The organism is Pseudomonas sp. GW821-FHT02H06 (genome assembly GCF_059421525.1).
In genome coordinates this window covers 1-26,359 of the sequence record NZ_JBWKVD010000004.1, presented here as the reverse complement: position 1 = coordinate 26,359, position 26,359 = coordinate 1, and the positions used below count along the sequence as shown (strand labels likewise).

Annotated in this window: 23 protein-coding genes and 2 tRNA genes; 18 read left to right on the top strand and 7 right to left on the bottom strand. The window is 60.7% G+C overall.

Annotated features, from left to right (window positions below; all coding sequences use genetic code 11):
• Positions 1–39: 39 nt before the first annotated feature.
• From AC07VF_RS08375 to AC07VF_RS08345, 7 genes are all read left to right on the top strand, one after another.
• Entirely contained in the window at positions 40–543 is a 504-nt protein-coding gene (locus AC07VF_RS08375; RefSeq protein WP_495007821.1) for an MFS transporter, read from the top strand.
• A 51-nt stretch (positions 544–594) separates the two neighbouring features.
• Positions 595–1,368, top strand: a complete 774-nt coding sequence (locus AC07VF_RS08370; protein ID WP_495007820.1) for a class II glutamine amidotransferase — start codon at positions 595–597, stop codon at positions 1,366–1,368.
• A gap of 13 nt (positions 1,369–1,381) precedes the next feature.
• A complete protein-coding gene (locus AC07VF_RS08365; RefSeq protein WP_192170912.1) occupies positions 1,382–1,906 on the top strand; it encodes a DUF2937 family protein in 525 nt (174 codons plus the stop codon).
• A 343-nt stretch (positions 1,907–2,249) separates the two neighbouring features.
• Positions 2,250–3,014 (top strand): 5-oxoprolinase subunit PxpA, encoded by a 765-nt coding sequence (locus tag AC07VF_RS08360; protein ID WP_495007819.1) that lies wholly within the window; start codon positions 2,250–2,252, stop codon positions 3,012–3,014.
• Positions 3,011–3,715, top strand: coding sequence for a 5-oxoprolinase subunit B family protein (locus tag AC07VF_RS08355; RefSeq protein ID WP_495007818.1), 705 nt, complete (start codon positions 3,011–3,013; stop codon positions 3,713–3,715). Before AC07VF_RS08360 ends, AC07VF_RS08355 begins: the two co-directional genes overlap by 4 nt.
• Complete coding sequence (locus AC07VF_RS08350) at positions 3,712–4,644, top strand: 5-oxoprolinase subunit C family protein (protein ID WP_495007817.1); 933 nt, start codon at positions 3,712–3,714, stop codon at positions 4,642–4,644. Before AC07VF_RS08355 ends, AC07VF_RS08350 begins: the two co-directional genes overlap by 4 nt.
• A 106-nt stretch (positions 4,645–4,750) precedes the next feature.
• Positions 4,751–5,350, top strand: a complete 600-nt coding sequence (locus AC07VF_RS08345; RefSeq protein ID WP_192170916.1) for a hypothetical protein — start codon at positions 4,751–4,753, stop codon at positions 5,348–5,350.
• A gap of 21 nt (positions 5,351–5,371) precedes the next feature.
• Here AC07VF_RS08345 and AC07VF_RS08340 read toward each other — a convergent pair whose 3' ends face one another.
• The 3 genes from AC07VF_RS08340 to AC07VF_RS08330 form a co-directional block, all read right to left on the bottom strand.
• Positions 5,372–6,304: a hypothetical protein gene (locus AC07VF_RS08340; RefSeq protein ID WP_495007816.1), complete on the bottom strand. Its 933-nt coding sequence runs from the start codon at positions 6,302–6,304 to the stop codon at positions 5,372–5,374.
• A gap of 323 nt (positions 6,305–6,627) precedes the next feature.
• The gene (locus AC07VF_RS08335; protein WP_122537461.1) at positions 6,628–7,806 is read right to left on the bottom strand and encodes a vWA domain-containing protein; all 1,179 of its coding nucleotides are present in this window, start codon (positions 7,804–7,806) and stop codon (positions 6,628–6,630) included.
• 45 nt (positions 7,807–7,851) lie between these two features.
• A complete protein-coding gene (locus tag AC07VF_RS08330) occupies positions 7,852–8,697 on the bottom strand; it encodes an AAA family ATPase (protein WP_192170919.1) in 846 nt (281 codons plus the stop codon).
• 206 nt (positions 8,698–8,903) lie between these two features.
• Between AC07VF_RS08330 and AC07VF_RS08325 the strand changes: the two genes are divergently transcribed.
• Both AC07VF_RS08325 and AC07VF_RS08320 read left to right on the top strand, forming a co-directional pair.
• Positions 8,904–9,134: a DUF4160 domain-containing protein gene (locus AC07VF_RS08325; RefSeq protein ID WP_495007815.1), complete on the top strand. Its 231-nt coding sequence runs from the start codon at positions 8,904–8,906 to the stop codon at positions 9,132–9,134.
• The gene (locus AC07VF_RS08320; RefSeq protein WP_423574015.1) at positions 9,131–9,679 is read left to right on the top strand and encodes a DUF2442 domain-containing protein; all 549 of its coding nucleotides are present in this window, start codon (positions 9,131–9,133) and stop codon (positions 9,677–9,679) included. Before AC07VF_RS08325 ends, AC07VF_RS08320 begins: the two co-directional genes overlap by 4 nt.
• An 83-nt stretch (positions 9,680–9,762) precedes the next feature.
• On the opposite strand, the gene AC07VF_RS08315 is transcribed toward AC07VF_RS08320, so the two are convergent.
• Positions 9,763–10,836, bottom strand: a complete 1,074-nt coding sequence (locus AC07VF_RS08315) for a DUF748 domain-containing protein (protein ID WP_423574016.1) — start codon at positions 10,834–10,836, stop codon at positions 9,763–9,765.
• Between the two features lie 126 nt (positions 10,837–10,962).
• On the opposite strand from AC07VF_RS08315, the gene cysK reads away from it, so the two are divergent.
• From cysK to AC07VF_RS08290, 5 genes are all read left to right on the top strand, one after another.
• Complete coding sequence (gene cysK / locus AC07VF_RS08310) at positions 10,963–11,937, top strand: cysteine synthase A (protein WP_495007814.1); 975 nt, start codon at positions 10,963–10,965, stop codon at positions 11,935–11,937.
• Between the two features lie 158 nt (positions 11,938–12,095).
• Positions 12,096–13,034: an aspartyl/asparaginyl beta-hydroxylase domain-containing protein gene (locus tag AC07VF_RS08305; RefSeq protein ID WP_133773082.1), complete on the top strand. Its 939-nt coding sequence runs from the start codon at positions 12,096–12,098 to the stop codon at positions 13,032–13,034.
• A gap of 156 nt (positions 13,035–13,190) precedes the next feature.
• On the top strand, positions 13,191–14,102 hold the full coding sequence (locus AC07VF_RS08300) for a glyoxalase (protein ID WP_495007813.1): 912 nt from the start codon (positions 13,191–13,193) through the stop codon (positions 14,100–14,102).
• A gap of 63 nt (positions 14,103–14,165) precedes the next feature.
• Positions 14,166–15,515 carry an alginate export family protein gene (locus tag AC07VF_RS08295; RefSeq protein WP_495007954.1) on the top strand — a complete coding sequence of 450 codons (1,350 nt, stop codon included), beginning with the start codon at positions 14,166–14,168 and terminating at the stop codon, positions 15,513–15,515.
• A gap of 395 nt (positions 15,516–15,910) precedes the next feature.
• Complete coding sequence (locus tag AC07VF_RS08290; RefSeq protein WP_192170925.1) at positions 15,911–16,765, top strand: DMT family transporter; 855 nt, start codon at positions 15,911–15,913, stop codon at positions 16,763–16,765.
• Positions 16,766–16,972: 207 nt separating this feature from the next.
• Here the strand turns inward: AC07VF_RS08290 and AC07VF_RS08285 are convergent, their stop codons facing one another.
• Entirely contained in the window at positions 16,973–20,446 is a 3,474-nt protein-coding gene (locus AC07VF_RS08285; RefSeq protein ID WP_495007812.1) for a hybrid sensor histidine kinase/response regulator, read from the bottom strand.
• Between the two features lie 249 nt (positions 20,447–20,695).
• Here AC07VF_RS08285 and AC07VF_RS08280 point away from each other — a divergent pair, with 249 nt between their 5' ends.
• Both AC07VF_RS08280 and AC07VF_RS08275 read left to right on the top strand, forming a co-directional pair.
• Entirely contained in the window at positions 20,696–21,838 is a 1,143-nt protein-coding gene (locus tag AC07VF_RS08280; RefSeq protein ID WP_495007811.1) for a TDT family transporter, read from the top strand.
• Positions 21,839–21,980: 142 nt separating this feature from the next.
• Positions 21,981–23,852, top strand: coding sequence for an MFS transporter (locus AC07VF_RS08275; protein ID WP_495007810.1), 1,872 nt, complete (start codon positions 21,981–21,983; stop codon positions 23,850–23,852).
• Positions 23,853–24,060: 208 nt separating this feature from the next.
• Here AC07VF_RS08275 and AC07VF_RS08270 read toward each other — a convergent pair whose 3' ends face one another.
• The gene (locus AC07VF_RS08270) at positions 24,061–25,023 is read right to left on the bottom strand and encodes a bile acid:sodium symporter family protein (RefSeq protein ID WP_122623088.1); all 963 of its coding nucleotides are present in this window, start codon (positions 25,021–25,023) and stop codon (positions 24,061–24,063) included.
• An 80-nt stretch (positions 25,024–25,103) separates the two neighbouring features.
• Positions 25,104–26,024 carry a recombination-associated protein RdgC gene (gene rdgC, locus AC07VF_RS08265; RefSeq protein WP_122537474.1) on the bottom strand — a complete coding sequence of 307 codons (921 nt, stop codon included), beginning with the start codon at positions 26,022–26,024 and terminating at the stop codon, positions 25,104–25,106.
• Between the two features lie 159 nt (positions 26,025–26,183).
• Here rdgC and AC07VF_RS08260 point away from each other — a divergent pair.
• Both AC07VF_RS08260 and AC07VF_RS08255 read left to right on the top strand, forming a co-directional pair.
• Positions 26,184–26,259: transfer RNA gene (locus AC07VF_RS08260), tRNA-Val, on the top strand.
• A gap of 19 nt (positions 26,260–26,278) precedes the next feature.
• Positions 26,279–26,355: transfer RNA gene (locus tag AC07VF_RS08255), tRNA-Asp, on the top strand.
• The last annotated feature ends 4 nt before the right edge of the window (positions 26,356–26,359 follow it).

Here is a 26,359-nt window from a genome sequence, read left to right as displayed (position 1 = left end):
TATCATAAGCGCCTCTTTACCTGCCTTACCACGGACGTCATGACCGACAACGACTATCTGATTGCCTGGGGCCTTTACGCGTTCGCCGCGTTGGGCTGTCTGTTGGTGTGGTTCAAGCTGACCGGCTGGATGTGGCGCTACCTGCGCGAACCCTTGCGCGTGATCGGCGCGGTGCTGTTGTTCTGCCCGACCATCGTCGATCCGGCCAAGGACCAATACGCCCCCGCGCTGGCGATCAGCGTGCTGGATCTGGCACTGAAGGTCGGCAACAACGTCTGGCGCGCCGTGCTCGACCTCTCCACCTACGGCGCCATCGCCCTGGGGCTCTACCTCATCTTCGCCTTGATCCGCTTGCCGTTCCTGCGCAAGAAAAAAGCCCGTCTGGCCCACGCCGAAGCCGCCGCTGCACAGGCCGCCGCCGAGCAAAAGGAACACGACGAGCCTTATGCCGATCAAGGGGCAGGGCGCTTCGCCAGCCATTCGCCCGCTTCAACGCCAGCATCTGCACCGAGCGGCCGTTATCGCGTCGAACCCAAGCTGTGATGGTGACCGGCGTCTTCCCGGACGCGTGCGTCAACGCACCGAGGCCTGAGCATGTGTGAACTCCTGGGCATGAGTGCCAACGTACCGACGGACATCGTGTTCAGCTTCACCGGGCTGATGCAGCGCGGTGGTCGCACCGGTCCGCACCGCGACGGTTGGGGCATCGGCTTCTACGAAGGCCGCGGCCTGCGCCTGTTTCAGGACCCTGCCGCGAGCAGCGAGTCGGAAGTCGCACAGCTGGTCCAGCGTTACCCGATCAAGAGCGAAGTGGTCATCGGCCACATTCGTCAGGCCAACGTCGGCAAGGTCTGCCTGTCCAACACCCACCCTTTCGTGCGTGAACTGTGGGGGCGCAACTGGTGTTTCGCCCACAACGGCCAGCTCGCGGATTTCAATCCCGGCGCTACGTTCTATCGGCCGGTGGGCGATACCGACAGCGAAGCGGCGTTCTGCGATCTGCTCAACCGGGTGCGCGAAGCGTTCCCCGAGCCGGTCGAGATCGAGCAACTGCTGCCGACCCTGGTCGAAGCCTGCAACGAATACCGCAGCAAAGGCGTGTTCAATGCGCTGCTCAGTGATGGCGACTGGCTGTTTTGCTACTGTTCGACCAAGCTGGTGCACATCACCCGCCGCGCCCCGTTCGGGCCGGCGCGCCTGAAAGACGTCGATGTCATCGTCGATTTCCAGGCGGAAACCACGCCCAACGATGTGGTGACGGTGATTGCCACCGAGCCGCTCACCGAAAACGAGACCTGGAACCCTTACGAGCCGGGTCACTGGAGTCTTTGGCGCCGCGGCGAATGCGTTGCCGAAGGCTCGGCCTGAAAGAGAGGGATCTATGCTGCGCAGCTATATACGACTGGTGTTGTTCACGGCAGGCCTGTTGATAGGCGTGCAGATTCCAGGCTTCATCAGCGATTACAGCAAGCGCGTCGAAGCGCACATGCTGGAAGCGCAGCAAAGCCTGCGCGGCTATAACGAGACCGCCCTGCGGTTCTTCAATGGCGACGTCCAGGCGCTGATCCAGCATTACCGCAGCAGCGACGACCCGGTGTTCCGCACCGACGCCGACAACATCAGCAACCTGCTCACCCGCAATCAGACACTCGACCGCGAATGGCTGGCCCTGCAAGGCCCGTGGTATGCCCGCGCCTGGCATGTGCTGACCGCTGCCGATACCAATATCCGCACTGAGACCTGGAATGGCTACACCTGGCAGGTGCTGCTGTCGCCGGAAGTCATCGGCTGGGGCCTGATGTGCGCGCTGCTGTTCTCGCTGGTCATCGAAAGTATTGTGGTGTTCATTGATTGGGTGTTTGTGGGTCGGCATCACGTGCGACCGGTGGGTCGCGACTGGCGCTGAGGCCCATTGCCGGCATTGGCTTGATTGGGCAGTGGTCTCGCTGACGCCTTCCCGGCTAAAGCCGGTCCACTAAAGACCGCGCGTGCCCATTGGGACTTCCTGACACGCCGCGCACCCAGTGGGACCGGCTTCAGCCAGGAAGGGGCCGTCCCGGTCAGCAAAGATCCCCCGCACCGTTCACTTTTTCTTATCCTCCCCCCGCGCTTTAATTAGTTGGACGCTCGAGCCATCCGCGCCGAAGAATGCTCCCAACGCACAGCCCTGTGTTCCCGCGCTGCCAACCTGACAACCCCGCGCGTACACTCGAGCTTCTCCCCGTTTCGTTCGCACAGGAGTCACGCCATTGAGCCGCCTGTTATTGAATTGTGATATCGGCGAAAGCTACGGCGCCTGGACCATGGGTCTGGACGCCGAGGTCATGCCCTACATCGATTGCGCCAACATCGCCTGCGGCTTTCATGCCGGTGATCCGAGCGTCATGCGCAAAACCGTCGCGCTGGCCCTGGCCAACAATGTCACCATTGGCGCGCACCCGGCTTATCAGGATCTGGTGGGTTTCGGCCGTCGCTCGATGGCCTGTTCTGCGCAAGAGGTTCAAGACCTGCTGCATTACCAGATCGGCGCACTCGACGGCGTTTGCCGAGCCCAGGGCAGCCACGTCAGCTACGTCAAACCCCACGGCGCGATGTACAACGACATGATGGCCAACCCGACGCAGTTGCGCGCGGTCATCGAAGCCATCGCCCGTTACAACCCGGAACTGCCGCTGATGCTGCTGGCCATGCGCGACAACTCGGCGGCGCAGGCCATCGCCGATGAATTCGGCGTCACGCTGTGGTTCGAAGCCTTCGCCGATCGCGCGTACGACAGCGTAGGGCGTCTGGTCTCCCGCAATCTGCCGGGAGCTGTGCATCACGATGCAGAGGTCATCATCGCCCAAGCCATGACCTTGTCCCGGGGCGAAGCCTTGACCGCCAGCGATGGCAGCGAGTTGCGGCTCCAGGCCCACACCCTGTGCGTGCACGGCGACAACGCCAGCTCCATCGACGCGGTCCAGCGCATTCGTCAGGCGTTGAACGGCGCTGATGCCGGACCATCCGCCCTGTGAGCCTGCGCATCGAAGTCGTCGCCATTGATTGCCTGATGGTCCGCCTGTTCGACGCCATCGACGAGGCCAACATGCCGTGGATGCTCGCCGCAACGTCGCGGTTGCGCGAGGGTTTCGCTGCGCATTTGATTGATCTGGTGCCGTCCTACACCACGCTGATGGTGCATTACGATCTGTTGGCGCTGAGTCCGACACAGGCTCGGGCAATCATTACCGAGGCGCTGACCGACCTTGCACCCGACGCCACCCAAAGCGGTCGGCAGCATGTGTTGCCGGTCTGGTACGACTTAAGCGTCGGGCCCGAGTTAAGCCTGTTGTCCGGGCGCAGCGGGTTGTCGGTGGACGAGGTGATTCGCCGCCACAGCCAGCGCGAGTATCAAGTCTTCGCGCTGGGCTTCGCACCGGGGTTCGCGTTCATGGGGCTGGTGGAGGAAGTCCTCGCCGCGCCGCGCATCAAGACCCCCCGCAAGCGCGTGGCGGCGGGAAGCGTCGGCATCGCCGAGCGGCAAACTGCGGCCTATCCGCTGGAGTCGCCCGGCGGCTGGAACATCCTCGGGCGCACCCCAGCCAAACTCTTTGATCGCGAAATCGACGGCTACAGCCTGATGCAGCCCGGCGACACCGTGCGGTTTGCCGCTGTTGATCACGCCGAGTTCATGCGACTGGGCGGCGACGATACGCCGCTGGAGGGCCTGGCATGAGCGCGCTCACGGTAAAAAGCAGCACGCCGCTGTGCCTGTTGCAGGACGCGGGCCGGTTTGGCGTAAGACACCTCGGCGTTACCCAAGGCGGGGCGCTGGATTGGGTGTCGATGTCGTGGGCCAACACACTGTTGAATAACCCGCTGGACGCTGCCGTTGTCGAAGTGACGCTGGGCGGTCTGACGCTGCTGGCCGAATCCGACTGCTGCCTGGCGCTGGCCGGTGCGGACTTGGGCGCCGTGCTCGACGAACGACCGATTGCGCCGTGGCGCAGCTTCTTCGTTCGCAAAGGTCAGCAGCTAAGTTTTACCCGGCCTATCACGGGTGCTCGCGCGTATCTCGCCGCGCCCGGCGGATTTGCGGCAGTCGATGTGCTCGGCAGCTGCGCCACCGTCACGCGCGAAGGGCTGGGCGGGCTCGAAGGAAGCGGTAAAGCGCTGGCGGAAGGCGATCAACTGACTTATTCAGGGGCGTCATTTGCGCTGCACGCGCTTCCCGATCACCTCATCCCCGACTTCTCCGATCAGCGTCCGCTGGACGTGGTGCTGGGCGCGCAGATCGGCCAGTTCAGCGGCCTGAGTCTATTCGATGCGTTCAACAGCGACTGGACCCTCGACAGCCGTGCCGACCGGATGGGCATGCGCCTGCTCGGGCCGGAACTGGTTTATCAGGGCAAACCGATGATTTCCGAAGGCATTCCGCTGGGCGCGATTCAGGTCCCGCCGGATGGTCAGCCGATCGTCCTGCTCAACGACCGCCAGACCATCGGCGGCTATCCAAGGCTTGGCGCGCTGACGCCGATGTCACTGGCCCGGCTGGCGCAGCAACTGCCGGGGAGTGTGGTGCGGATGAAAGCGGTGGTGCAGGAGGTAGCGCATCGGGAGCAGGTGGGGATTTTGCAATCGCTCGCGGGTTGTTTGGCGCTGTAGCTTATGTCCTACGTAGTTATCAGAAATTCTGGTCAGGATTAAGAGGTCACTATTTTCGAGCGAGGGTCGTTAAGCACTTCATGTGTTCTTGATATGAGGTGCAGATATGGACCTGACATTGGTCGTCAATCAAAATCACTCTTCCCCGCGGGGTGTTGAGACTACTAACGACACGATAAAACGGGAGGTGCTACTCGATTCCGGAACAGAGCAGACGCAGGCTGCAGTGCTCAAGGCCCCTGCACCGGACGTTGAATATCATGAAGTCAAGCTTGATGGAGCGCTGAGACCGTCTGGTGATGGCGGTGTTTTCTTTAGGTCCCTGAGTCCTTGGGAGTTTCGCGAACAGGTAAAGCTGGATGCTCGCAGCCGGGCAGCTGAATTGCTGGCGACGGACATGGAAGGCATGCGAGACGCTTTAAAAGCAAAGCTTGAGCATAACAACTCAGAGTTGGCAAGAAAGGCCTTCACCTTTTCCATTGATGAGGCAGGTTTAATTAAACCGGTTGGGTTAGGTTTTGAGCTGGCGCAGCAGGAAGAGAGCGTTCTGTACAGCTTGATGAATGAGGATAAAGCACTCAGTGGAGCGGCACGGGAATACATATTCATTTTGGCAGGAATCGTTCATCGAACGTTGGAAGGGTTGGACGCAAAGTATGCGAGGTTTTTTTCGCCAGCAGGCGGAAAACCCAGTAGCACAGCTTGATCCTACTGGGTTCGGCGGAAGTTATCGAACGGTGGTGGCTGAGCACATTTGCGTTAAGGGCGATGTTTCAAGACCGCCGATATCATTCCCTCTGACAGAGAAACTCCAGTATCCAGTGTTATAGGTGGCCCTCCATTTTAGTCCGCTGTTGAGGGCTTCGGTGAAGGGAGGGGTTGTGTTTCTACCGATGCAATCGTCGAATCTCATATTGCCAGAGATATAACCTGAGGGATCGGTGATGTATTCTTTGATCGTTAATTTGTGGGGTTGGTGCTCATCGGGGTTCAGGACGAGGTGGACCATTGCGCCCTCCACTGGGTGTCCTTTTGAGTCCGTTACCAAAGTTCTCCAGCTCAACGAGTGTCTAAAGAAATGGTCGTGAAAATAGGGTAGAAACCATTGGTAATCTCCAGAGAGTACAGTTCTTTTCCTGTCGATATAAGGCGCTGAGCCGAACTCCACCACATAACTGTCGCCAGTCTCCATAGTCATGCCAAGAGATCTGGAAATTCTCATTAGAACTTTCTGGTTGGGTGGCAGCTCCGAGGATATGAAGCTGTGCTTGGCCGGTACCTGAATCCAATCTTTATCAATTTTGTACTCGACGTTCCAATCCGGTCCCTCGGCTCTAGTGGGTAAGTTGTAAATCATAACCCTCTGCCCGCGAGCAGCTGTGAAGCTATAGTGCACTTTTTCATTCTCGTTATTGGTTCTGCCAAACACGCGCGTTAGTTTGTCGGGTAGCTCCATGATTTTAGGTTCGGCGGCTTTTAAAATTTCTACAGGTGGTTCGCCACTCATTGCTGTAATGAGATCGCTCATCTCAAGGTTGAGCGGCTTATTTTGTTCCGCACCAAAAAATCCCATTGCACCTGCTGGTCCGCTGCTGAAGCCGATGAATGTCAACATCATTGCCATGTGCAGGGCAGTTGTTTTGGATGTATTGTTCTTCATTGTCAATTCCATTTATTGTTTTCTAAATATCAAACAGCCGTAATCGCCGGAATGTTTTCCGTTTAGTACAGTGGCTAACTCGCTTTGTTAGGCTGCGATGATCAGTTAATTCTTAACTGATGAAATGACGTAATCAGCTACCTGCAGTCCATGTCAATGCCGAGGATGTAAAAACATATACGTTCTCATTCGGTGAGAGCGTATATGTGCGCGATGCGGCCTATGACTCGATGAAGGCCTTCAGCCTGATGTACCGCACAATCCGGTTTCACGACGACTGCGCCGCCGATCGCGGGACGAGCCACGCTCTTACGGTCTCAGCATCACTTCGCCAGATACCGCATCCCTTCCTCCAGCCCCCGCAGGGTCAGCGGGTACATCTGGTCTTCGATCAAGTCCCGCACGATGTTGGTGGAGGTGGTGTAGGCCCAGGCGTCTTTGGGGTACGGATTGATCCAGATGATCTTCTTGAATTTGGCCATGAAGCGCTGCATCCAGACATAGCCTGCTTCTTCGTTCCAGTGCTCGACGCTGCCGCCCGGTTGGGTGATTTCGTAGGGCGCCATGGCGGCGTCTCCGATGAAGATCACTTTGTAATCCGCGCCGTATTTATGCAGCAGGTCCTGAGTGGCGGTGCGCTCGGAGGTGCGGCGCTGGTTGTTCTTCCACACCGATTCGTAAACGAAGTTGTGGAAGTAGAAATACTCCATGTGCTTGAACTCGGTCTTGCAGGCCGAGAACAGTTCTTCGCAGATCTTCACATGGGCGTCCATCGAGCCGCCGATGTCGAACAGCAGCAACAGCTTGATGGTGTTGCGGCGTTCCGGGCGCATCTGGATGTTCAGCAGGCCGGCGTCGCGGGCGGTGTGGTCGATCGTGCCATCGATGTCCAGTTCGTCTGCCGCACCCTGGCGTGCGAATTTGCGCAGGCGCCGCAGGGCCACTTTAATATTGCGCGTGCCCAACTCAACCCCATCATCAAGGTTCTTGTACTCGCGCTGATCCCAGACCTTCGCGGCCTTGCCCTGACGCTGGCCGGCGTCGCCCACCCGAATTCCCTCGGGGTTGTAACCGCCCGAGCCGAACGGGCTGGTGCCGCCGGTGCCGATCCATTTATTGCCGCCGGCGTGGCGCTCCTTTTGCTCTTCCAGACGCTTCTTGAATTCTTCAATCAGCTTGTCCAGGCCGCCCAGGGACTGGATCTGCGCGCGCTCTTCAGCAGTCAGCGAGCGCTCGAATTCCTTGCGCAGCCAGTCTTCGGGGATCAACGCCTGCAGGTGATCGTCGAGCTTTTCCAGGCCATTGAAGTACGCGCCGAACGCCCGGTCGAACTTGTCGAAATGGCGCTCGTCCTTCACCAGAATCGTGCGCGACAGGTAATAGAACTCGTCCATGTCAGCGAACGTCACACGCTGCTTCAGCGCGTTGATGAGGTCGAGCAGTTCACGCAACGAAACCGGCACTTTGGCAGCGCGCATTTCGTTGAACAGGTTGAGCAACATAGTCGGCGTCCCGCGCTTGATCTAAATAAGCTTGACCAAAAAGGCTCAGCGATTGCCGCGACGGCTCATGAACGCCAGACGCTCTAACAGCTGCACGTCCTGCTCGTTCTTGACCAGCGCGCCGGCCAGCGGCGGGATGGCTTTGGTGGGGTCGCGCTCGCGCAGTACCGCTTCGCCGATGTTGTCGGCCATCAGTAATTTGAGCCAGTCCACCAGTTCGGAGGTCGAGGGTTTTTTCTTCAGGCCCGGGACTTTGCGCACATCGAAGAACACGTCCAGTGCTTCGCTGACCAGGTCCTTCTTGATGTTCGGGTAATGCACGTCGACGATCTTCTGCAGCGTGGCGCGATCGGGAAACGCGATGTAGTGAAAGAAGCAGCGGCGCAGAAACGCGTCCGGCAGCTCTTTTTCGTTGTTGGACGTAATGATGATGATCGGGCGCTTTTTGGCTTTGATCGTCTCGTCGATCTCGTAAACGTAGAACTCCATTTTGTCGAGTTCTTGCAGCAGGTCGTTGGGGAATTCGATGTCCGCCTTGTCGATCTCGTCGATCAACAGAATCACCCGCTCTTCGGATTCAAAGGCTTCCCAGAGCTTGCCCTTCTTCAGGTAATTACGAACGTCGTGGACTTTGTCGACGCCCAGTTGCGAGTCGCGCAGGCGGCTGACCGCGTCGTACTCGTAGAGGCCTTGGTGCGCCTTGGTGGTCGATTTGATGTGCCAGGTGATCAGCCGGGCGCCGAAGGATTCGGCCAGTTGCTCGGCGAGCATGGTCTTGCCGGTGCCGGGCTCGCCCTTGACCAGCAGCGGGCGCTCCAGGGTGATGGCGGCATTGACCGCAAGCTTCAGATCGTCGGTGGCGACGTAGGCGTGGGTGCCTTCGAATTTCATCGGGTAAATCCTCGAACAGCGCGAACAGGCCGTAGGCCTTAACCGCGCAAGATAGGGCGCAAAGAGTGCAGCGACTATACCGCGCACCCCGCGCCACTGTGAACGCAGACGCTTTATTCAGTATCTGAATGGGGCGTCACGACCTGACCGGCTAAAAATTGTAACGACCGTTGAGGTATCGCCAAAATAGCGATACCTTGCAGCGCATGTCTACTAACTACAGATTCAGGGACAAATACTGGATTCAACTGCGGGAAAAGGATCACCTGCCGCCTCACGTGCACCTCACCGGTGGCGGGCTGGATGTGTTGATCTGTCTGCAGTTGGTTGAACCCATGCTCGGCCACGCCCCGGCCGCCGTACTCAGGGAGGCGCTCGAATGGGTAAGGGCCCACCAAACAGAACTGCTGGAGGAATGGAAACGATGGCATCCATGAAACGTCCACGCCTCAAGACCGTAGAGGCGCTGGCTCACCAAAAATTGGCGCTGACATTTATCAACGACGTGAAATACGTTCTCGACCTGAGCAGCGACATCGCTGCATTTCCGGGGCTGCAACCGCTCAAGGATCCGAACGTGTTCAAGCAGGCGCAGATCGGCGACGACGGCTGGACCGTCGAGTGGTCCGAGCCCGACATCCAGATCGGCGCCGACACCCTGTACCTGGACGCCAAGGCGCAGGCCGCTACCGACGAGAACACGCGGATATTCATCGGCTGGCGTGCGCGCACCGGCTTGCCGCTGGCCATGGCGGCTGAAGCGCTGGGCGTCAGCACGCGCAGCATCACCCGCTACACCAACGGCAGCGAGGCGGCACCGCGCACCCTGGCGCTGGCGTGTCTGGGATGGGATGCGTTGCAGAATCAGCCAGAGAACGGCGTCTTGCTGGCCGAGAAGCGTGCGGCCTATGGCGTTGGCACAGGAAGCGGTGTAGACGAGGCGAGCGTCGCCAACAAAGGCACCGGTGAAGATGACCAGTGAGCCAGGACGGCGTTGTGTCAACGATGATCCATCGCTGACACAACGCTCGCGATCTGGCTCCATTTACGTAGGAAGTGGCCGGCTTACTTCGCCTCACTTTTGCCGCTGTCGTAGCGCGTGTTGAACGCCTTTATGAACGCATTGCGCAGGATCTGCAAAAACGCCTCGAACGCATTGATGTCCTGTTTGTGAACACTGCCGCTGAGTTCGACGCGGGTGGCAAACTGGTTTTTCCCTTGGTTCTTGAGCACCGTTTCGCTGCCGCCGACCACGGCTTCCCAGATCGATCGGAAGAAGCCTTTGTTCTGGTTCTCGACGTCCTGCTGCCAGTCAAATACATCCACATTGCGCAGCAGCGGTTTGATGTAGCCACTGAGTTGGCCATCGGTGGCCTGGGCTTCGATGACCACATCGCCGTCGCCTGCGTTGAAGTCGAATTTGCCATACGCAGAGGCGAAGTCGTTCAGGCGCTTGAGCTGAATACCGGTCGCGCGCAGCTTGAAGTCAAAGTCCTCCAGGCTGAACGGGTCGAACGTCGCGGTGCTTTCCAGTGGCGCGTGGCCCAGCAGCATGGCCTTGCCCTCGAAACGGGCATCGCGCTTGCCGGCCTTGTCTTCGACGTTGGTCAGGTTATAGATGCTGGCGTTGATGTTGTCGGCATCGATTTTTACCTTCGGCGTCGAGTTGAAATTGCTGAAGGTGATCTTGCCGTCCTGAATGCGCATCTCGTTCAGGGTGATCGGCAGCAGCTTGTCCAGCTGAGCGCGCCAGTCAGTGCCCGCACCGGTCTGGGACTGGCGCTTGTCCGGGCCACCGTCGACGAAGTTGAGTTCAGGACTGACAAATGCGACCTCGGCGACCACGGCATGGTCGTACCACAGCGAGTGCCAGCTGACAGCGAGGTCGATGACCGGCGCATTCAGCAGCGGGACGGGCACCTTGCCGTCGACCTTGACGATTTTCAGGCCATTGATGCGGTACGCCCCGCGCCACAGGGCCAGGTCCACATCGGTGACCTGACCGCGGTAGTCGCCCATGTCGGCGAGTTTTTCATTGAGGTAATTGCGCACCACGTAGGGCAGCGCGATGTGGACTGCGATCAGCAACACCACCAAGCCAACAATTGTCCATAACGGCCAGCTGTAACGACGTTTCATGTCTCCACCCTCCAGTGACGTAGTTTTGTTGACTGCTGGCGATGTGATCGGTTCGCTTCGACTGGACGTTGCACCGGCTCAAGGCATAGGCTTTGAGCTTTTCCAAACCTGCACAAGGACCCGGTCATGAGCCGTATTTACGCAGATAACGCCCATTCCATCGGCAATACGCCACTGGTGCAGATCAACCGAATCGCGCCGCGCGGGGTCACTATCCTGGCCAAGATCGAGGGGCGTAATCCGGGGTACTCCGTCAAGTGCCGGATCGGCGCGAACATGATCTGGGACGCCGAAAGCAGCGGCAAACTCAAGCCCGGCATGACCATCGTCGAACCCACCTCTGGCAACACCGGCATCGGCCTGGCCTTTGTTGCCGCAGCCCGTGGCTACAAGCTGACACTGACCATGCCGGCCTCCATGAGCATAGAGCGGCGCAAAGTGCTCAAGGCCTTGGGCGCCGAACTGGTGCTGACCGAGCCGGCGCTGGGCATGAAAGGCTCCATCGCCAAGGCCGAGGAGTTGCTTGCCAGTGACCCCGCCACGTACTTCATGCCGGCGCAGTTCGAGAACCCGGCCAACCCGGCCATTCACGAGAAAACCACCGGCCCGGAAATCTGGAACGACACCGACGGCGCTATCGACGTGCTGGTTGCGGGCGTCGGCACAGGCGGCACGATCACCGGGGTCTCGCGCTACATCAAGCACGCCATGGGCAAGCCGATCATTTCGGTGGCCGTCGAACCGCTGGGCTCGCCGATCATCACCCAGGCGATGGCCGGTGAAGAGATCAAACCCAGCCCCCACAAGATTCAGGGCATTGGCGCGGGTTTCATCCCGAAAAACCTCGACCTCTCGATTGTCGACCGCGTCGAACTGGTGAGTGACGAAGAAGCCAAGGCCATGGCCCTGCGCCTGATGCAGGAGGAGGGGATTCTCTGCGGTATTTCCTGTGGCGCGGCCATGCACGCAGCGGTGCGGATGGCCGAGAAGCCGGAAATGCAGGGCAAGACGATCGTGGTGGTGCTGCCGGATTCGGGCGAGCGCTACCTGTCGAGCATGCTCTTCAGCGACCTGTTTACTGAACGCGAGCTGACCCAATAGTCGTGTTGGCGGCCGCTTCGGCTTTTTACCCGGCGGACTAAGGCTTATGATGGCCGCCATTCGAAACCCGCCGGAAGATTGTCCCAGGTCATCCGGCGGCGGTTTCAGCGGCGTAAGCTTCGGGCCGCGCGGTTCGGCCCTGTTCCAAGGAGAGTTTCATGACCCTTTCTTTTGCTGTCAAAGCGGCGATTCTGCTGCTGTTTGTCGGCAGCACGCTGTACGTGCATCTGCGCGGCAAGGCGCGTTTGCCGGTATTGCGCCAGTTCGTGAATCACTCCGCACTGTTCGCCCCGTATAACGCCTTGATGTACCTCTTCTCCAGCGTGCCGTCCAAGCCTTATCTGGACCGCAGCAAGTTTCCCGAGCTCGATGTGCTGCGCGACAACTGGGAAACCATCCGCGATGAAGCCATGCACCTGTTCGACGAAGGCTATATCCGTGCCGCCGCGAAGGACAACGACGCGGGTTTCGGGTCGTTCTTCAAGAAAGGCTGGAAGCGTTTTTACCTGAAGTGGTACGACAAACCGCTGCCGTCCGCCGAGGCGCTGTGCCCCAAGACGGTCGAACTGGTCAGCCGCATTCCCAACGTCAAAGGCGCGATGTTCGCCCTGTTGCCCGGTGGCAGTCACTTGAACCCGCACCGCGATCCGTTTGCCGGCTCCTTGCGTTATCACTTGGGCCTGTCGACGCCGAACTCCGACGATTGCCGCATCTTTGTCGACGGTCAGGTCTACGCCTGGCGCGACGGTGACGACGTGATGTTCGATGAAACCTACGTGCACTGGGTCAAGAACGAAACCGACGTCACCCGCGTGATTCTGTTCTGCGACATCGAGCGGCCGCTGAGCAATCGTTTCATGACCGCGGTCAACCGCCGCGTCAGCGCGTTTCTGGGTCGTGCCACAGCGCCGCAGAACACCGATGATGAGCGCGTTGGCGGGATCAATCAGGCCTATGCGTTCAGCAAGCGCTTCAGCAACAGCTTCAGCGGCAAGGTCAAGCAGTTCAAGCGCGCCAACCCCAAGGCCTATCGCATCCTGCGTCCGGTGCTGGCAGTGATCGTGCTGACGCTGCTGGGCTACTGGCTGTTCGGCTAACACTCGGTTTTATCGAGCGCCGCTGCACCCTGTGCAGCGGCGCTTTTTTTATGCCTGGCGCGAGGGCATAACCGGCAAATAGCACGTCTATTCAATCCTCTCCGGGCCAGTCGGCGGACCCTGCGTTCAGCCCTTTTTGCCCGGAGACGGATGTTCATGCGCGCCAGATTCCTGATGCTTTCCGCCACGCTGTTCGGCCTGGCCGGTCCGATGGCGGCCGTGGTTGCACCGACCGTTGCCCTTGCCCAGTCCGCCGCCGTGGCCGTTGCGCCTCAATACGACACCACCCATGTGTACGTCGCGCCTGCGGATGTAGATCGCTTTGTGCAGAGCTTCACCTCGACGTTCGGCGGGCAGAGCACGCCACAGGTGGTGGTCAATGTCTTGCCGGTGCCGAGCAGCACGACGTCCCAGTTGATTCAAACGCCGGTCGGCACGGTGTCGCTGTTCGGATTCAAGACCCCGATCCCGCGTCCATTTGGCGATGAGCGCAACGGCTATCTGGTCAAGGACATGGACCTGGCGATCAAAGAAGCGCGTCAGGCCGGCGCCGACGTCATCGTTTCGGGCTTCCCGGACCCCATCGGTCGCGACGCCGTCGTGCAGTGGCCGGGTGGCGTGAACATGCAACTTTACTGGCACACCAAAGTGCCGAGTTACGCACCGTTCCAGACCATTCCCGAGAACCGCGTCTACGTGTCCAACGACCGGGCTGCCGCGTTCGTAAAAGCGTTTATCGCGTTCTCCCACGGCAAAGTTGTCAGCGACGAGAAGAAAGCGCCGGGCATCGAGATCGGTCGCGCCGATGCCACTTTCCACCGCATTCGCATCGAGTCGCCGTTCGGCAAAATGGTCGTGCTGGCCACCGACGGCCGTCTGCCGTATCCGTTCGGCCACGACAACACCGGCTATGAAGTCGCCAACCTGCAGGACACATTGAGCAAAGCGAAGGCGGCGGGGGTGAACGTGATCGTCGAGCCCTTTACCAGCGCAGGACGTACGGCGGCAGTTGTAGAGTTTCCGGGTGGCTACGTCGCTGAAATTCATCAGACCGCTGCGGCCGGTTGACCGATGGCGAGTGCTCGATTCACTTCAGGTTTGAGTGGTCTGTGCCTGGCAATCGCGCTGCCCATGGCCAGCAGCCCGGCCCGTGCTGACGAGGCTGAAACCAGGCCGGCGATCAAGACCAATCGCTGGCAGGAGGATTGGTCGGTGCTGGCCAATCCAACCCTCAGGACAGCGCCGCTGGACAGGCTGAAGTACATCTCGCTGTCTTCGGACAACCCCCAGACATACCTGTCGTTGGGCAGCACCCTGCGTGAGCGTTTCGAGATGAACGACGCCAGCGCGTTCGGCACGCGAAATGTCGCCCGGGACCGGTATCTGCTGCAGCGCTTTCAGGTGCACGTCGATCTGCACTTCAACGAGAACTGGCGCGTGTTTACCCGGCTGGAAGACGTGCGCGCCTACGACAAAACCACCCTTGGCGGCGCTGACCAGAATCGCACCGACCTGCGCCTCGCGTTCCTTGAATACACCAAGAAGCTGGGCGACAACACCTTCAAGGCGCGGGTGGGGCGGCAGGATTTCGCCTTCGACTTACAGCGCTTTATTTCGTCTCGCGACGGGCCGAACGTGCGCCAGTCGTTCGATGCGTTGTGGGCGGACTGGGAGACCGGGCTGTGGCGCTTCATCGCGATCGCCAGCCGACCGGTGCAATACCAGGACGAGCGCCACTTCGACGATCGTTCCAACCACGAATTTCGCTTTCACATGCTGCGCGCCGAGCGGCTGGTGGGCGGCAGTAACGAGCTGTCGGCCTATGTCGGGCTGTATGAACGCGACGACGCCAGTTACCTCGATGCCAGCGGCGCTGAGCACCGGAATATCTTTAACGCACGGCTCGGCGGCGCGGCCGATGGCTACGACTGGGACCTGGAGGCGATGGGGCAGACCGGTTCGGTCGGCGCCAAAAGCATTCGCGCGTGGGCGGCGGGCAGTCGCGTTGGTTACACCTTCGCCGACGTCAGGTGGACGCCGCGTCTGGGCCTGCAACTGGACGCTGCGTCGGGCGACCGAAACAACGGCGATGGCACGCTGGGCACGTTCAATCCGCTGTTTCCCAACGGCTACTATTTTTCGCTGGGGGGCTACACCGGCTATGCCAACATCCTGCACGTCAAACCGTCGATTACCATCAAGCCGATCGCCAAGCTGAGCATTCAGACGGCCCTTGGCCTGCAATGGCGGGAGACCACCGAAGACGCCGTTTACGTGCAGCCCAACATCGCGGTGGCCGGAACCGCGGGGCAGGGCAGTCGCTGGACCGGCGCCTACGGGCAGGTGCGCACGGACTATGCGTTCACCCCTAATCTGAGCGGCGCGGTCGAGGCGGTGCACTACGACGTCGGCCAGTCAGTGCGCGATGCCGGCGGGCACGACAGCAATTACCTCGGCGTCGAGCTGAAGCTGTCCTGGTAGCGCTGCATCTGGGCAATTCACGACGTCGCGTTATGGCATTGCACGAGGCACCGCTGGCTGGTTATAGTCGGCGTCGTGCCGTAACACTTGGCAACACGAGTCACTCGTTTCAGAAGATGAGCACGATGCCTGCATCCCGCACCCGGTTCGCTTTATCCGCCACGGCTCGCGCTGTTGCGGAACCGTGCAGCTGCATGCAAATCGCCTTTATCACGCGTTACCCGCCACCCCCATCTGTGAACAGCCCTGTCGTGTGCGTCGTTGCACCGCCAGGCGTCGTTGTGCTCGGCTGAGCGACTGCGTCAACGCTGTCGACCGCAGCCTGCAAACGCCCGCAAAACATCCGTGAATCCGGTTCGTGCCGGGTCCGATTTTGTCTGAATCACAGGTGACTCATGTTCGCTAATAAAGCCTTGGCCTCGATGGCCACGACGACGCTTTTCGTCCTGCTCTGGAGCAGCGGCGCGATCGTTTCCAAGTGGGGCCTGACCCACGCTTCACCGTTTGCATTTCTACTGTTCCGTTTTCTGCTGGCGCTTGTGGCGCTGGCGATCCTGATCCCGGCCTTGGGTTACAAGCTTCCCGCCACCCGCGCGTCGATGGGCTTTGCGTTGATGACAGGGGCGGTGCTGCTGGGGGCTTATCAGATCTGCTACCTGCTGGCGCTGGACATGAAAGTCGCGCCCGGCGTCATGGCCACGATCATGGGCGTGCAACCGATACTCACGGCCGTGCTGGTTGAACGCAGCCGCTCGGCGTCACGCATGTTCGGCCTGAGTCTGGGGCTGGCCGGCCTGGTGCTGGTGGTCTGGCAAGGCATCGGCGACGGCGGATCACTGGCCGGCATGGCGTTCGGCGTACTGGGCATGTTGAGCATGACCGGCGGCTCGATCATGCAGAAACGCATCACCGACAACCCCCTCGGCACGTTGCCGGTGCAATACCTCGCGGGGACATTGGTGTGTGCCGTGTTCGTGCCATTTCAGCCCTTTCATTTCGAACACAGCATCGGCTTCTTCGTGCCGGTGCTGTACATGGGGCTGGTGGTGTCGGTGCTGGCGACGTTTCTGCTTTATCGGCTTATCGCCCAAGGCAATCTGGTCAACGTTACCAGCCTGTTTTACCTGGTGCCCGGCGTTACCGCGATTATGGACTACCTGATCTACGGCAACCGCCTCGCGCTGATGAGCATGCTGGGGATGGTGCTGATTGTGGTGGGGTTGGTGTTTGTGTTCAGGAAGGTTGAATAGAACCGTCCACCCCCGCCGCGAATTCGTCGAGCACTGCGGAAGAAAACTGTAGGAGTGAGCTTGCTCCCGATCTGGCGCGCAGCGGCAGCAAACCGGTGCGTGCCGTGTGTCAGGCATTACCGGTTTCACGACTGCTTCGCAGCCGATCGCGAGCAAGCTCACTCCTACAGTGGATCATCGTTCCCATCGTGACGATACCGGCCAGCCTCAACCCAAACGCACATGCCGGCTCAACAACGCCCGCAGCGCTGCGGGCTTCACCGGTTTGGCCAGATACTCAAGGCCGGCGGCGTGTACCTGGGCGATCAGCTCCTGGCGGCCGTCGGCGCTGATGACCACGCCGGGGACCGGCTCACCCAGTTGCGTGCGCAGCCAGGCCATCAGTTCGGTGCCGATCTCACCGTGGTCCAGGTGGTAATCCACCAACGCCAGGTGCGGGCGAATGCCGTCGTTGAGCAGGGCCTGGCATTCCTCGCGATTGCGCGCCGTCCAGACCTGACACCCCCAGCGGCTGAGCAGGCTGTTCATGCCAATCAGGATGCTGTCTTCGTTGTCGACGCAGAGGATTTGCGTACCGTTGAGCGCAGCACGCGAAGGTTCGCTCGGCGCAACGGCCGGTATCGGCGATGCAGGCGCCAGCGGCACCGTGACGCTGAACACGCTGCCCTGGCCCGGCCATGAACGCACTTCCAACGAATGACCGAGCACGCGACACAGACCGTCGGCAATCGCCAGCCCCAAACCCAAGCCCTTTTCGGCGCGGGTCTGATGGCTGTCCAGCCGCTTGAACTCCTCGAAAATCACCTGCCGCTTGTCCTCGGGAATACCCGGCCCACGGTCCCAGACTTCCAGGCTCAGCTGCCCGCTTCTGCGCCGCACCCCCAGCAAAATAGGCCCCTTGGCGTAACGAAACGCATTGGTCAGGAAGTTCTGCAGCACCCGCCGCAGCAGCTTGGCATCGCTGGCCACGCGCAACGTGCTGCCGCGCACGCGGAAGTCCAGACCCTGCTCCTGAGCGAGGGCCTTGAATTCAGCGCCGAGGGTTTCAAACAGATTGTTCAGTGCGAAGGGCGTGATGGTCGGCGTGAACTTGCCGTTCTCCAGCCGCGAAATATCCAGCAGGTCGCTGATCAAGTCTTCGGCCGAACGCAGCGAGCTGTCCAGATGATGGATCAGCTGTTTCGCCTCCGCGGGCACGTTGTCGTCGTTGTGCAGCAGGGCGGCGGAGAACAAGCGGGCGGCATTCATGGGCTGCATCAGGTCGTGGCTGACGGCGGCGAGAAAGCGCGTTTTCGACTGATTGGCGGCTTCCGCATGGGCCTTGGCTTCGCTCAGCGCTGTGTTCAGCTGCGACAGTTCCCGCGTGCGTTCAGCTACGCGCTGCTCGAGACTTTCGTTGGCGCCCTTGAGCGCATGCTCGGCCTCGCGGAACGCGGTGATGTCAGTGAAGCTCATCACGAAGCCGCCGCCGGGCATCGGGTTGCCGATCAGCTCGATCACCTGCCCATTGGGAAACAACCGCTCGGACGTATGCGCGCGGCCCTGACGCATCCAGTGCAGGCGCCGGGCGACATGCACTTCGGCCTCGCCGGGGCCGAGCAAACCGCGCTCGGCGTTGTAGCGGATGATGTCGGCGATGGGCCGGCCCACGCTGATCAGGCCTTCCGGGTAATTGAACAGCTCCAGATAGCGCGCATTCCAGGCCACCAGCCGCAGGGATTGATCCACCACGCTGATGCCCTGAGTGATGTTCTCGATGGCGCCTTGCAGCAGCGCGCGATTGAACTGCAGCACCTCGGAGGCTTCGTCGGCGATGCGCACCACATCTTCAAGCTGCATGTCGCGGCCTTCGATGGCCGCCTTGACCACCGCCCGCGTCGACGACGTGCCCAGCACCCCCGCCAGCAAGCGTTCGGTGTGGGCGATCCATTCGCCGTTGGCGTTCTGGTTGGGGTTGAAACCTTTGCCCTGCCGGTAGGCGAAACGGATGAAGCTCTGTTGCGCCCGTTCTTCTCCGACGAAACGCGCCGAGAGCTTGAGCAGGTCCTCGATCTGCACCGCCAGCAGCGAGCGGTTGTTAGGCCGCGCCTGCAATTCCTGGCCGATGAAACGGCCCGCCTGCCAGTGTTCGGACACCCGCGTTCGCGACAGCAGCGAGACCCACACAAACAAAGCGAGGTTGCCCAGCATCGACAGCACCACGCCCTGGGTCAGCGGGCTGATCGGCAGATTGAACGGGTTGCTGTGCAGCCACGCCAGCAGCGGAAAACTGCTCAGCGACCAGCCCATGCTGTGGGCAATGATCGGCAGCACCAGGGTGTAAAACCAGATGAACACCCCGGCGGCAAGCCCGGCGAACACCCCGCGACGATTGGCCGGCTTCCAGTACAGCGCGCCGATCATCGCCGGCATCAACTGCGTGATGGCGGCGAAGGCGATCTGGCCGATGGTCGCCAGACTGGCAGTCGAGCCCAGCAGCCGGTAGCTGACGTAGGCGAGCAGCAGAATGACGACGATGCTGACCCGGCGCACCGAGAGCATCCAGTGGCGGAACACCTCAAACGGGCGCTCGGCGGTTTTGCGCCGCAGCAGCCACGGCAGCAGCATGTCGTTGGAAACCATGGTCGACAGTGCAACGCTGGCGACGATGACCATCCCGGTGGCCGCCGAAGCCCCGCCGATGAACGCCAGCATCGCCAGTGCCGGGTGCGCGTGGGCCAATGGCACGCTGATCACGAACGAGTCCGGCAGCACCGAGGCGGGTAGCAGCATCTGCCCCGCCAGCGCAATCGGCACCACGAACACCGCGGCCAGCAGCAAATACGCCGGGAACACCCACTTGGCCAGGCGCAAGTCCTGCGGCTCGATGTTCTCCACCACGGTGACGTGAAACTGCCGGGGCAGACAGATGATCGCCATCATGGCGACGCCGGTCTGCACCACCATCGATGGCCAGTTGACCGTTTCTTTCCAGTACTCCTCCAGACGCGGTGCGAGCATGGCCTGGTTGAACAGGTCATCCACCCCGTCGTACAGGCCGAAGGTCACGAACGCGCCGACGGCCATGAAGGCGAACAGCTTGACCAGCGACTCGAAGGCAATCGCCAGGACCATGCCGCGGTGGTGCTCGGTGGCGTCGAGGTTGCGGGTGCCGAAGACGATGGTGAACAGCGCCAGCACCAGCGACACGATCAGCGCAGTGTCCTGGGCGCGAGTCCCTGTGGCGTCGGCGCCGGCACCGATCAGAATGTTCACCCCCAGCACGATGCCTTTGAGTTGCAGCGCGATGTAGGGCAGCACGCCGATCAGGCAGATCAGCGCGACGACCACGGCGAGGGTTTGCGACTTGCCGTAGCGGGCGGCGATGAAGTCGGCGATTGAAGTGATGTTTTCCTGCTTGCTGATCAGCACCATTTTCTGCAGCACCCAGGGCGCCAGCAGCATCAGCAGAATCGGCCCGAGGTAGATCGGCAGAAACGACCACAATTGCTCGGCGGCCTGGCCGACCGAGCCGAAAAACGTCCAGCTGGTGCAGTAAACCGCCAGCGACAGGCTGTACACCCAGGCGCGCAGGCGCGGCGGCAGCGGGGTACTGCGGCGGTCACCGTAAAAGGCGATGGCGAACATGATGGCCATATAGGCCAGGGCGACGGCAGCGATCAGCCCGCTGGACAGCGACATGGGAACTCCGGAGGCAAGCGGCTAGCGGTTTCGGTGGCGATCCCTCGCCGGCCGGACAGTCTCGCACGCCGCGTAGGGTTCGTCTGTTACGACCAAGGTCTGAGCGGCGCGGTGTCGCAGGGGGGGCGGCGAATCCCATGATCAGTGTATATCTGGGAAATCTATGACCTATAGCTAAATTACCCGCTTAGTCGATATCAGCTGCCGTCCTACTATGGGGACCACCTCACACGAGGACAGGAGCCCGCCATGACCCACGCCATTTTCTGCCCGCAAAGACCCTTCAGCCAACTGAGTCACCCTCGGGAAGTCATCCGCCAATTCACCCCCAACTGGTTCGCCGCGACCATGGGCACCGGGATTCTGTCGGCTGTGCTGGTGCAGCTTCCGGTGCCCATCCCCGGTCTGTTCCAGCTGGCCGAAGCCTTGTGGATGCTCAACATCGTGCTGTTCCTGACCTTCAGCGCCCTCTACATCGCCCGGTGGGTGATGTTTTTCGACGAGGCACGGCGGGTGTTCGGGCATTCCACGGTATCGATGTTTTTCGGCGCGATTCCCATGGGCCTGGCGACGCTCATCAATGGGCTGCTGACTTTCGGCCTGCCGCGATGGGGCGACGCCGTGCTGCCGATTGCCGAGATGTTGTGGTGGCTGGACGTGGCGATGTCCCTGGCCTGCGGCGTGGTCATCCCGTTTTTGATGTTCACCCGCCAGGAACACCGTATCGATCAGATGACCGCCGTCTGGCTTCTGCCGCTGGTGGCCTGCGAAGTGGCGGCGGTGAGCGGCGGGCAGCTGGCGCCACATCTGACGGACAGTCACAGCCAGTTCAGCGTGCTCATCACCAGCTACGTGCTGTGGGCGATGTCGGTGCCGGTGGCGTTCAGCATTCTGACCATCCTGCTGTTGCGCATGGCCCTGCACAAACTGCCCCACGAAAGCATGGCCGCATCGAGCTGGCTGGCCCTCGGGCCGATCAGCACCGGCGCATTCGGTTTGATTGTGCTGGGCGCCGATTCGCCACTGATCTTCAACGCCAACGGCCTGCCCGGCGTCGGCGAAATCGCCTCGGGCCTTGGCCTGATCGGCGGCGTGATCTTGTGGGGTGTCGGGGTGTGGTGGTGCCTGATGGCGCTGCTGATCACCGCGCGTTACCTGCGCAACGGCATCCCGTTCAACCTGGGCTGGTGGGGTTTTACCTTTCCGCTGGGGGTGTTCGCGCTGACCACCTTGAAGCTGGGCGCGGTGCTTCATCTTGTGTTCTTTGCGGTTCTCGGCAGCGTGCTGGTCGCCGCGCTGAGTGTCCTGTGGCTGGTGATCATGAAGCGCACCGTGACCGGGGCCTATAAAGGCGAGCTGTTCGTTTCGCCCTGCATCGCTGGCTTGCGCTAGATGGCGCTCCCACGCTCTAACGGGTTATGCGTTGGAGCGCGTGCTCGACTTTGACGCCGGATACGTCTTCAATGTGGCCCGGAACCGCCTTTCGGCGTTCCCATCCGAAAGCCGATACCGGCGCCACTCAGGACCAGGGAAGATGAGTCAGTCGCAGTTCAGTTTGTTGGGTAAGCGGCGCTTTCTGCCGTTTTTCGTGACCCAGTCCCTCGGGGCGTTCAACGACAACATCTTCAAGCAGTCGCTGATCCTCGCCATCCTCTACAAGCTGAGCATCGACGGCGACCGCTCCATCTACGTCAACCTCTGCGCCTTGCTGTTCATCCTGCCGTTCTTTCTATTCTCGGCGCTGGCCGGGCAGTTCGGCGAGAAATACCCCAAGGACAAGCTGATCCGCATGATCAAGGTCCTGGAGATCGTGATCATGGTCGTGGGGGCAACGGGTTTTCTCTTTAATCACCTGTCGCTGATGCTGGCGGCGCTGTTCGCCATGGGCACCCACTCGGCGCTGTTCGGGCCGGTGAAGTACTCGATCCTGCCCCAGCACCTGCATGAGAACGAACTGGTGGGCGGCAACGGCCTGGTGGAAATGGGCACGTTTCTGGCGATCCTGGCCGGCACCATCGGCGCCGGGGTGATGATGTCGGCGACCCATTACGCCCCCATCGTGGCGGCAGCCATGGTCTCGGTGGCGTGCCTGGGTTATCTCGCCAGCCGAGGCATTCCGCCAGCAGCGGCCGCTTCGCCGGACATGCGCCTGAACTGGAACATCTTCAGTGAATCCTGGGCCACCCTGAAACTCGGCCTGGGGCAGACCAAAGCGGTGTCGCGTTCCATCGTCGGCAACTCGTGGTTCTGGTTCGTAGGGGCGATTTATCTGACGCAGATCCCGGCCTACGCGAAGGACTTTCTGTATGGCGATGAAACCGTCGTCACACTGATTCTGACCGTGTTCTCCATCGGCATCGCCGCTGGCTCCATGCTCTGCGAGCGACTGTCAGGCCGCAAAGTGGAGATTGGCCTGGTGCCGTTCGGCTCCATGGGCCTGACCGTGTTCGGCTTGTTGCTGTGGTGGCATTCCGGTGATTTCCCGCAGAACGTGCAGGCCAATAACTGGCTGGCGATTCTGGGGTACGGGCAGGCGTGGTGGGTGTTGCTGGACATCCTCGGCATCGGCGTCTTCGGCGGGTTTTACATCGTGCCGCTGTACGCGCTGATCCAGTCGCGGACGCCGGAGAAAGAGCGCTCGCGGGTCATCGCGTCCAACAACATCCTCAATGCGCTGTTCATGGTGGTCTCGGCGATTGTCTCGATCGTCCTGTTGAGCGTGGCGAAGCTGTCGATCCCGCAGCTGTTCCTCGTCGTGTCGCTGATGAACATCGCGGTTAACGCCTACATCTTCAAAATCGTGCCCGAGTTCACCATGCGCTTCATGATCTGGCTGCTCAGCCATTCCATGTACCGCGTGGAGCATCGCGACCTCGACCTGATCCCTGATGAGGGCGCGGCATTGCTGGTCTGCAACCATGTCTCGTTCGTCGATGCGCTGTTGATTGCCGGGTCTGTGCGCCGGCCTATCCGCTTCGTCATGTACTACAAAATCTTCAATCTGCCGGTGCTGAATTTCGTGTTCCGCACGGCGGGCGCCATCCCGATTGCCGGTATCAAAGAGGACAAGGCAGTGTTCGACAGCGCGTTCGAACGCATCGCCCATTACCTTAAGGAAGGCGAGCTGGTGTGCATCTTTCCGGAAGGTAAGCTGACCACCGACGGCGAGATCGACACCTTTAAGAGTGGCATGACCCGGGTCTTGCAGGAGACTGATGTGCCGGTGATTCCAATGGCATTGCAGGGGTTGTGGGGCAGCTTTTTCAGCCGCGACCCGAACAAGGGCGTGTTCCGCAGGCTGTGGTCGCGAGTGACCTTGGTGGCCGGGCCGGCGTTGACGGGAGAGGAATCGCAACCGGCGCTGGTGCGTGAGCGGGTAGCGGAATTGCGGGGGGCGGTGCGCTAAGGCGAGTGCCAGCGCGTTAATAAGAAACCCGATATTTCTGGTGTCGAAATAACTTGTGGGAGTGAGCTTGCTCACGAAGACGGTATTCCCGCCGCAGAAAAATGAGCGGATGTACCGGCCTCTTCGTGAGCAAGCTCGCTCCCACAGGGATCGCATTTTGCCGGATGATGCGTGGGTGATCGGGGATCTCCCACAGGCGCCATGCCGATCACCCTACAATCGGCTTCTCTTCCGCAACCACCGCATCCGGCGTCATCTTCCGGAAGTACGTCGAAAGCAACGCGCCCGAAATGTTGTGCCAGACGCTGAACAGCGCGCTCGGCACCGCCGCCAGTGGCGAAAAGTGCGCAGCGGCCAGCGCGGCGCCGAGGCCTGAGTTCTGCATGCCGACTTCCAGGGACAGCGATTTGCGCTGAGCCAGTGGCAACTTGAACAGCTTGCCGGTGAAGTAACCCAGCAGAAAGCCGAAGCTGTTGTGCAGGATCACCACGGCCATGATCAACAGGCCCGACTCGGCAATCTTCGCCTGACTCGCCGCCACCACTGCACAGACGATCATCACAATGCTCACCACCGACACCAGCGGCAGCACGTCGACGGCAAAACTCACCTTGGCGCCGAGTAAACGTTGAGCGATGACGCCGAGCACGATCGGCAGCATCACCAGCTGCAGGATCGACCAGAACATTTCCATGAAGGACACCGGCAGCCACGCCGAGGCCAGCAGCCAGATCAGCGCCGGAGTCAGCAGCGGGGCGAGGAGGGTGGTGACGGCGGCGATGGCCACCGACAGCGCCAGATCGCCCTTGGCCAGCCAGGTCATGACGTTGGACGACGTGCCGCTCGGGCAGCAGCCGACCAGAATCACGCCCACGGCGATTTCCGGCGGCAGGTGAAACAGCTGGCAAAGCAGCCAGGCCACGCCGGGCATGATCACGAAATGCGCGACCACCCCCAGAGCCACGCGCCAGGGATGGCGCACGACTTCAGAAAAATCATCAAGCTTCAGGGTCAGGCCCATGCCGAACATCACCAGCCCCAGCAACGGCACGATGTACGACTTGAGGCCGATGAACCAAGACGGGAACAGGAACGCCAGCACGGCGAACAGCAGCACCCAGTACGCGAAGGTATTACCGACAAAACGACTCAACGCAGCCAGGGCACGCATGGCCTGCTCCTTTCTTATTGGTATGAATGAACCCGGAAACGGAAGGAGCCAGCAAGCCGGCTCCTGCGCCGTAGGCGAAATCAGATCCCCTGGGGAATCTCTTCGCCGCCCAGTGCTTCCATCAGCTCCGGCAGGAACTCGCCGAATGTCAGCATCATCAGGGTGAAGCTGGCGTCCTGCTGACCCAGCGCATCGTCGCCGCCGTTCTGCTCGGCTTCATCCTGCAGCAGGTCTTCGAACTTCAGGCGTTTGATACCGAGCTTGTCGTCCAGCACGAACGACAGCTTGTCCTGCCACGCCAGCGACAGCTGAGTGACGACTTTGCCGGTGCTCAGGTGCAGCTGGATTTCGTCGCTGGTGAGGTCCTGACGTTTGCATTTCACAATGCCGCCGTCTTCGTGGGTGTCGCGCAGTTCGCACTCGTCCAGCACGAAGAAGTGCTCGGCGGTCTGGCTGGTCTTGACCCATTCGGTCATCACAGCGGTTGGCGCGGTCTTGACGGTCACGGGGCGGACGGGCAACGAGCCGACCACTTCACGCAGGGTCGACAGCAGGTCTTCGGCGCGCTTGGGGCTGGAAGCGTTGACCAGAATCACGCCTTGCTTGGGGGCGATGGCGGCGAAAGTGGCCGAGCGGCGGATAAAGGCGCGGGGCAGGAAGGCCTGGATGATTTCATCCTTGAGCTGATCGCGTTCCTTCTTGTAGACCTTGCGCATCTGCTCGGTCTCGATCTCTTCGACTTTCTCTTTCAAGGCATCGTTGACCACACTGCCGGGCAGAATGCGTTCTTCCTTGCGCGCCGAGATCAGCATGAAATCACCGCTGACGTGCACCAGTGGCGCGTCTTCGCCCTTGCCGAACGGGGCGATGAAACCGTAAGTGGTCAACTCCTGGCTGGCACAGGCACGTGCAGGCTTGGTCGCCAACGCGGTTTCCAGCGCCTCGGCGTCAAATGGCAGGTCCTGGGTCAGGCGATAGACAAGCAGGTTTTTGAACCACATGGGGTACATCTCTCCTTTATACAAAGGGGGGCATTATTCGCTGCTGTGACCCTGCGGCCAACCCTGATGTAAGCCTTTGGAAGGATTATAAAATTTATTTCAAAAAGTGCTTGCCAGCTTTTTGATCGCTCCGTAGAATGCGCGCCACACCGAAGCGAAGGGTGATTAGCTCAGCTGGGAGAGCGTCTGCCTTACAAGCAGAATGTCGGCGGTTCGATCCCGTCATCACCCACCATTCGTTTCAAGTGTTACGCGCAGCGGTAGTTCAGTCGGTTAGAATACCGGCCTGTCACGCCGGGGGTCGCGGGTTCGAGTCCCGTCCGCTGCGCCATATT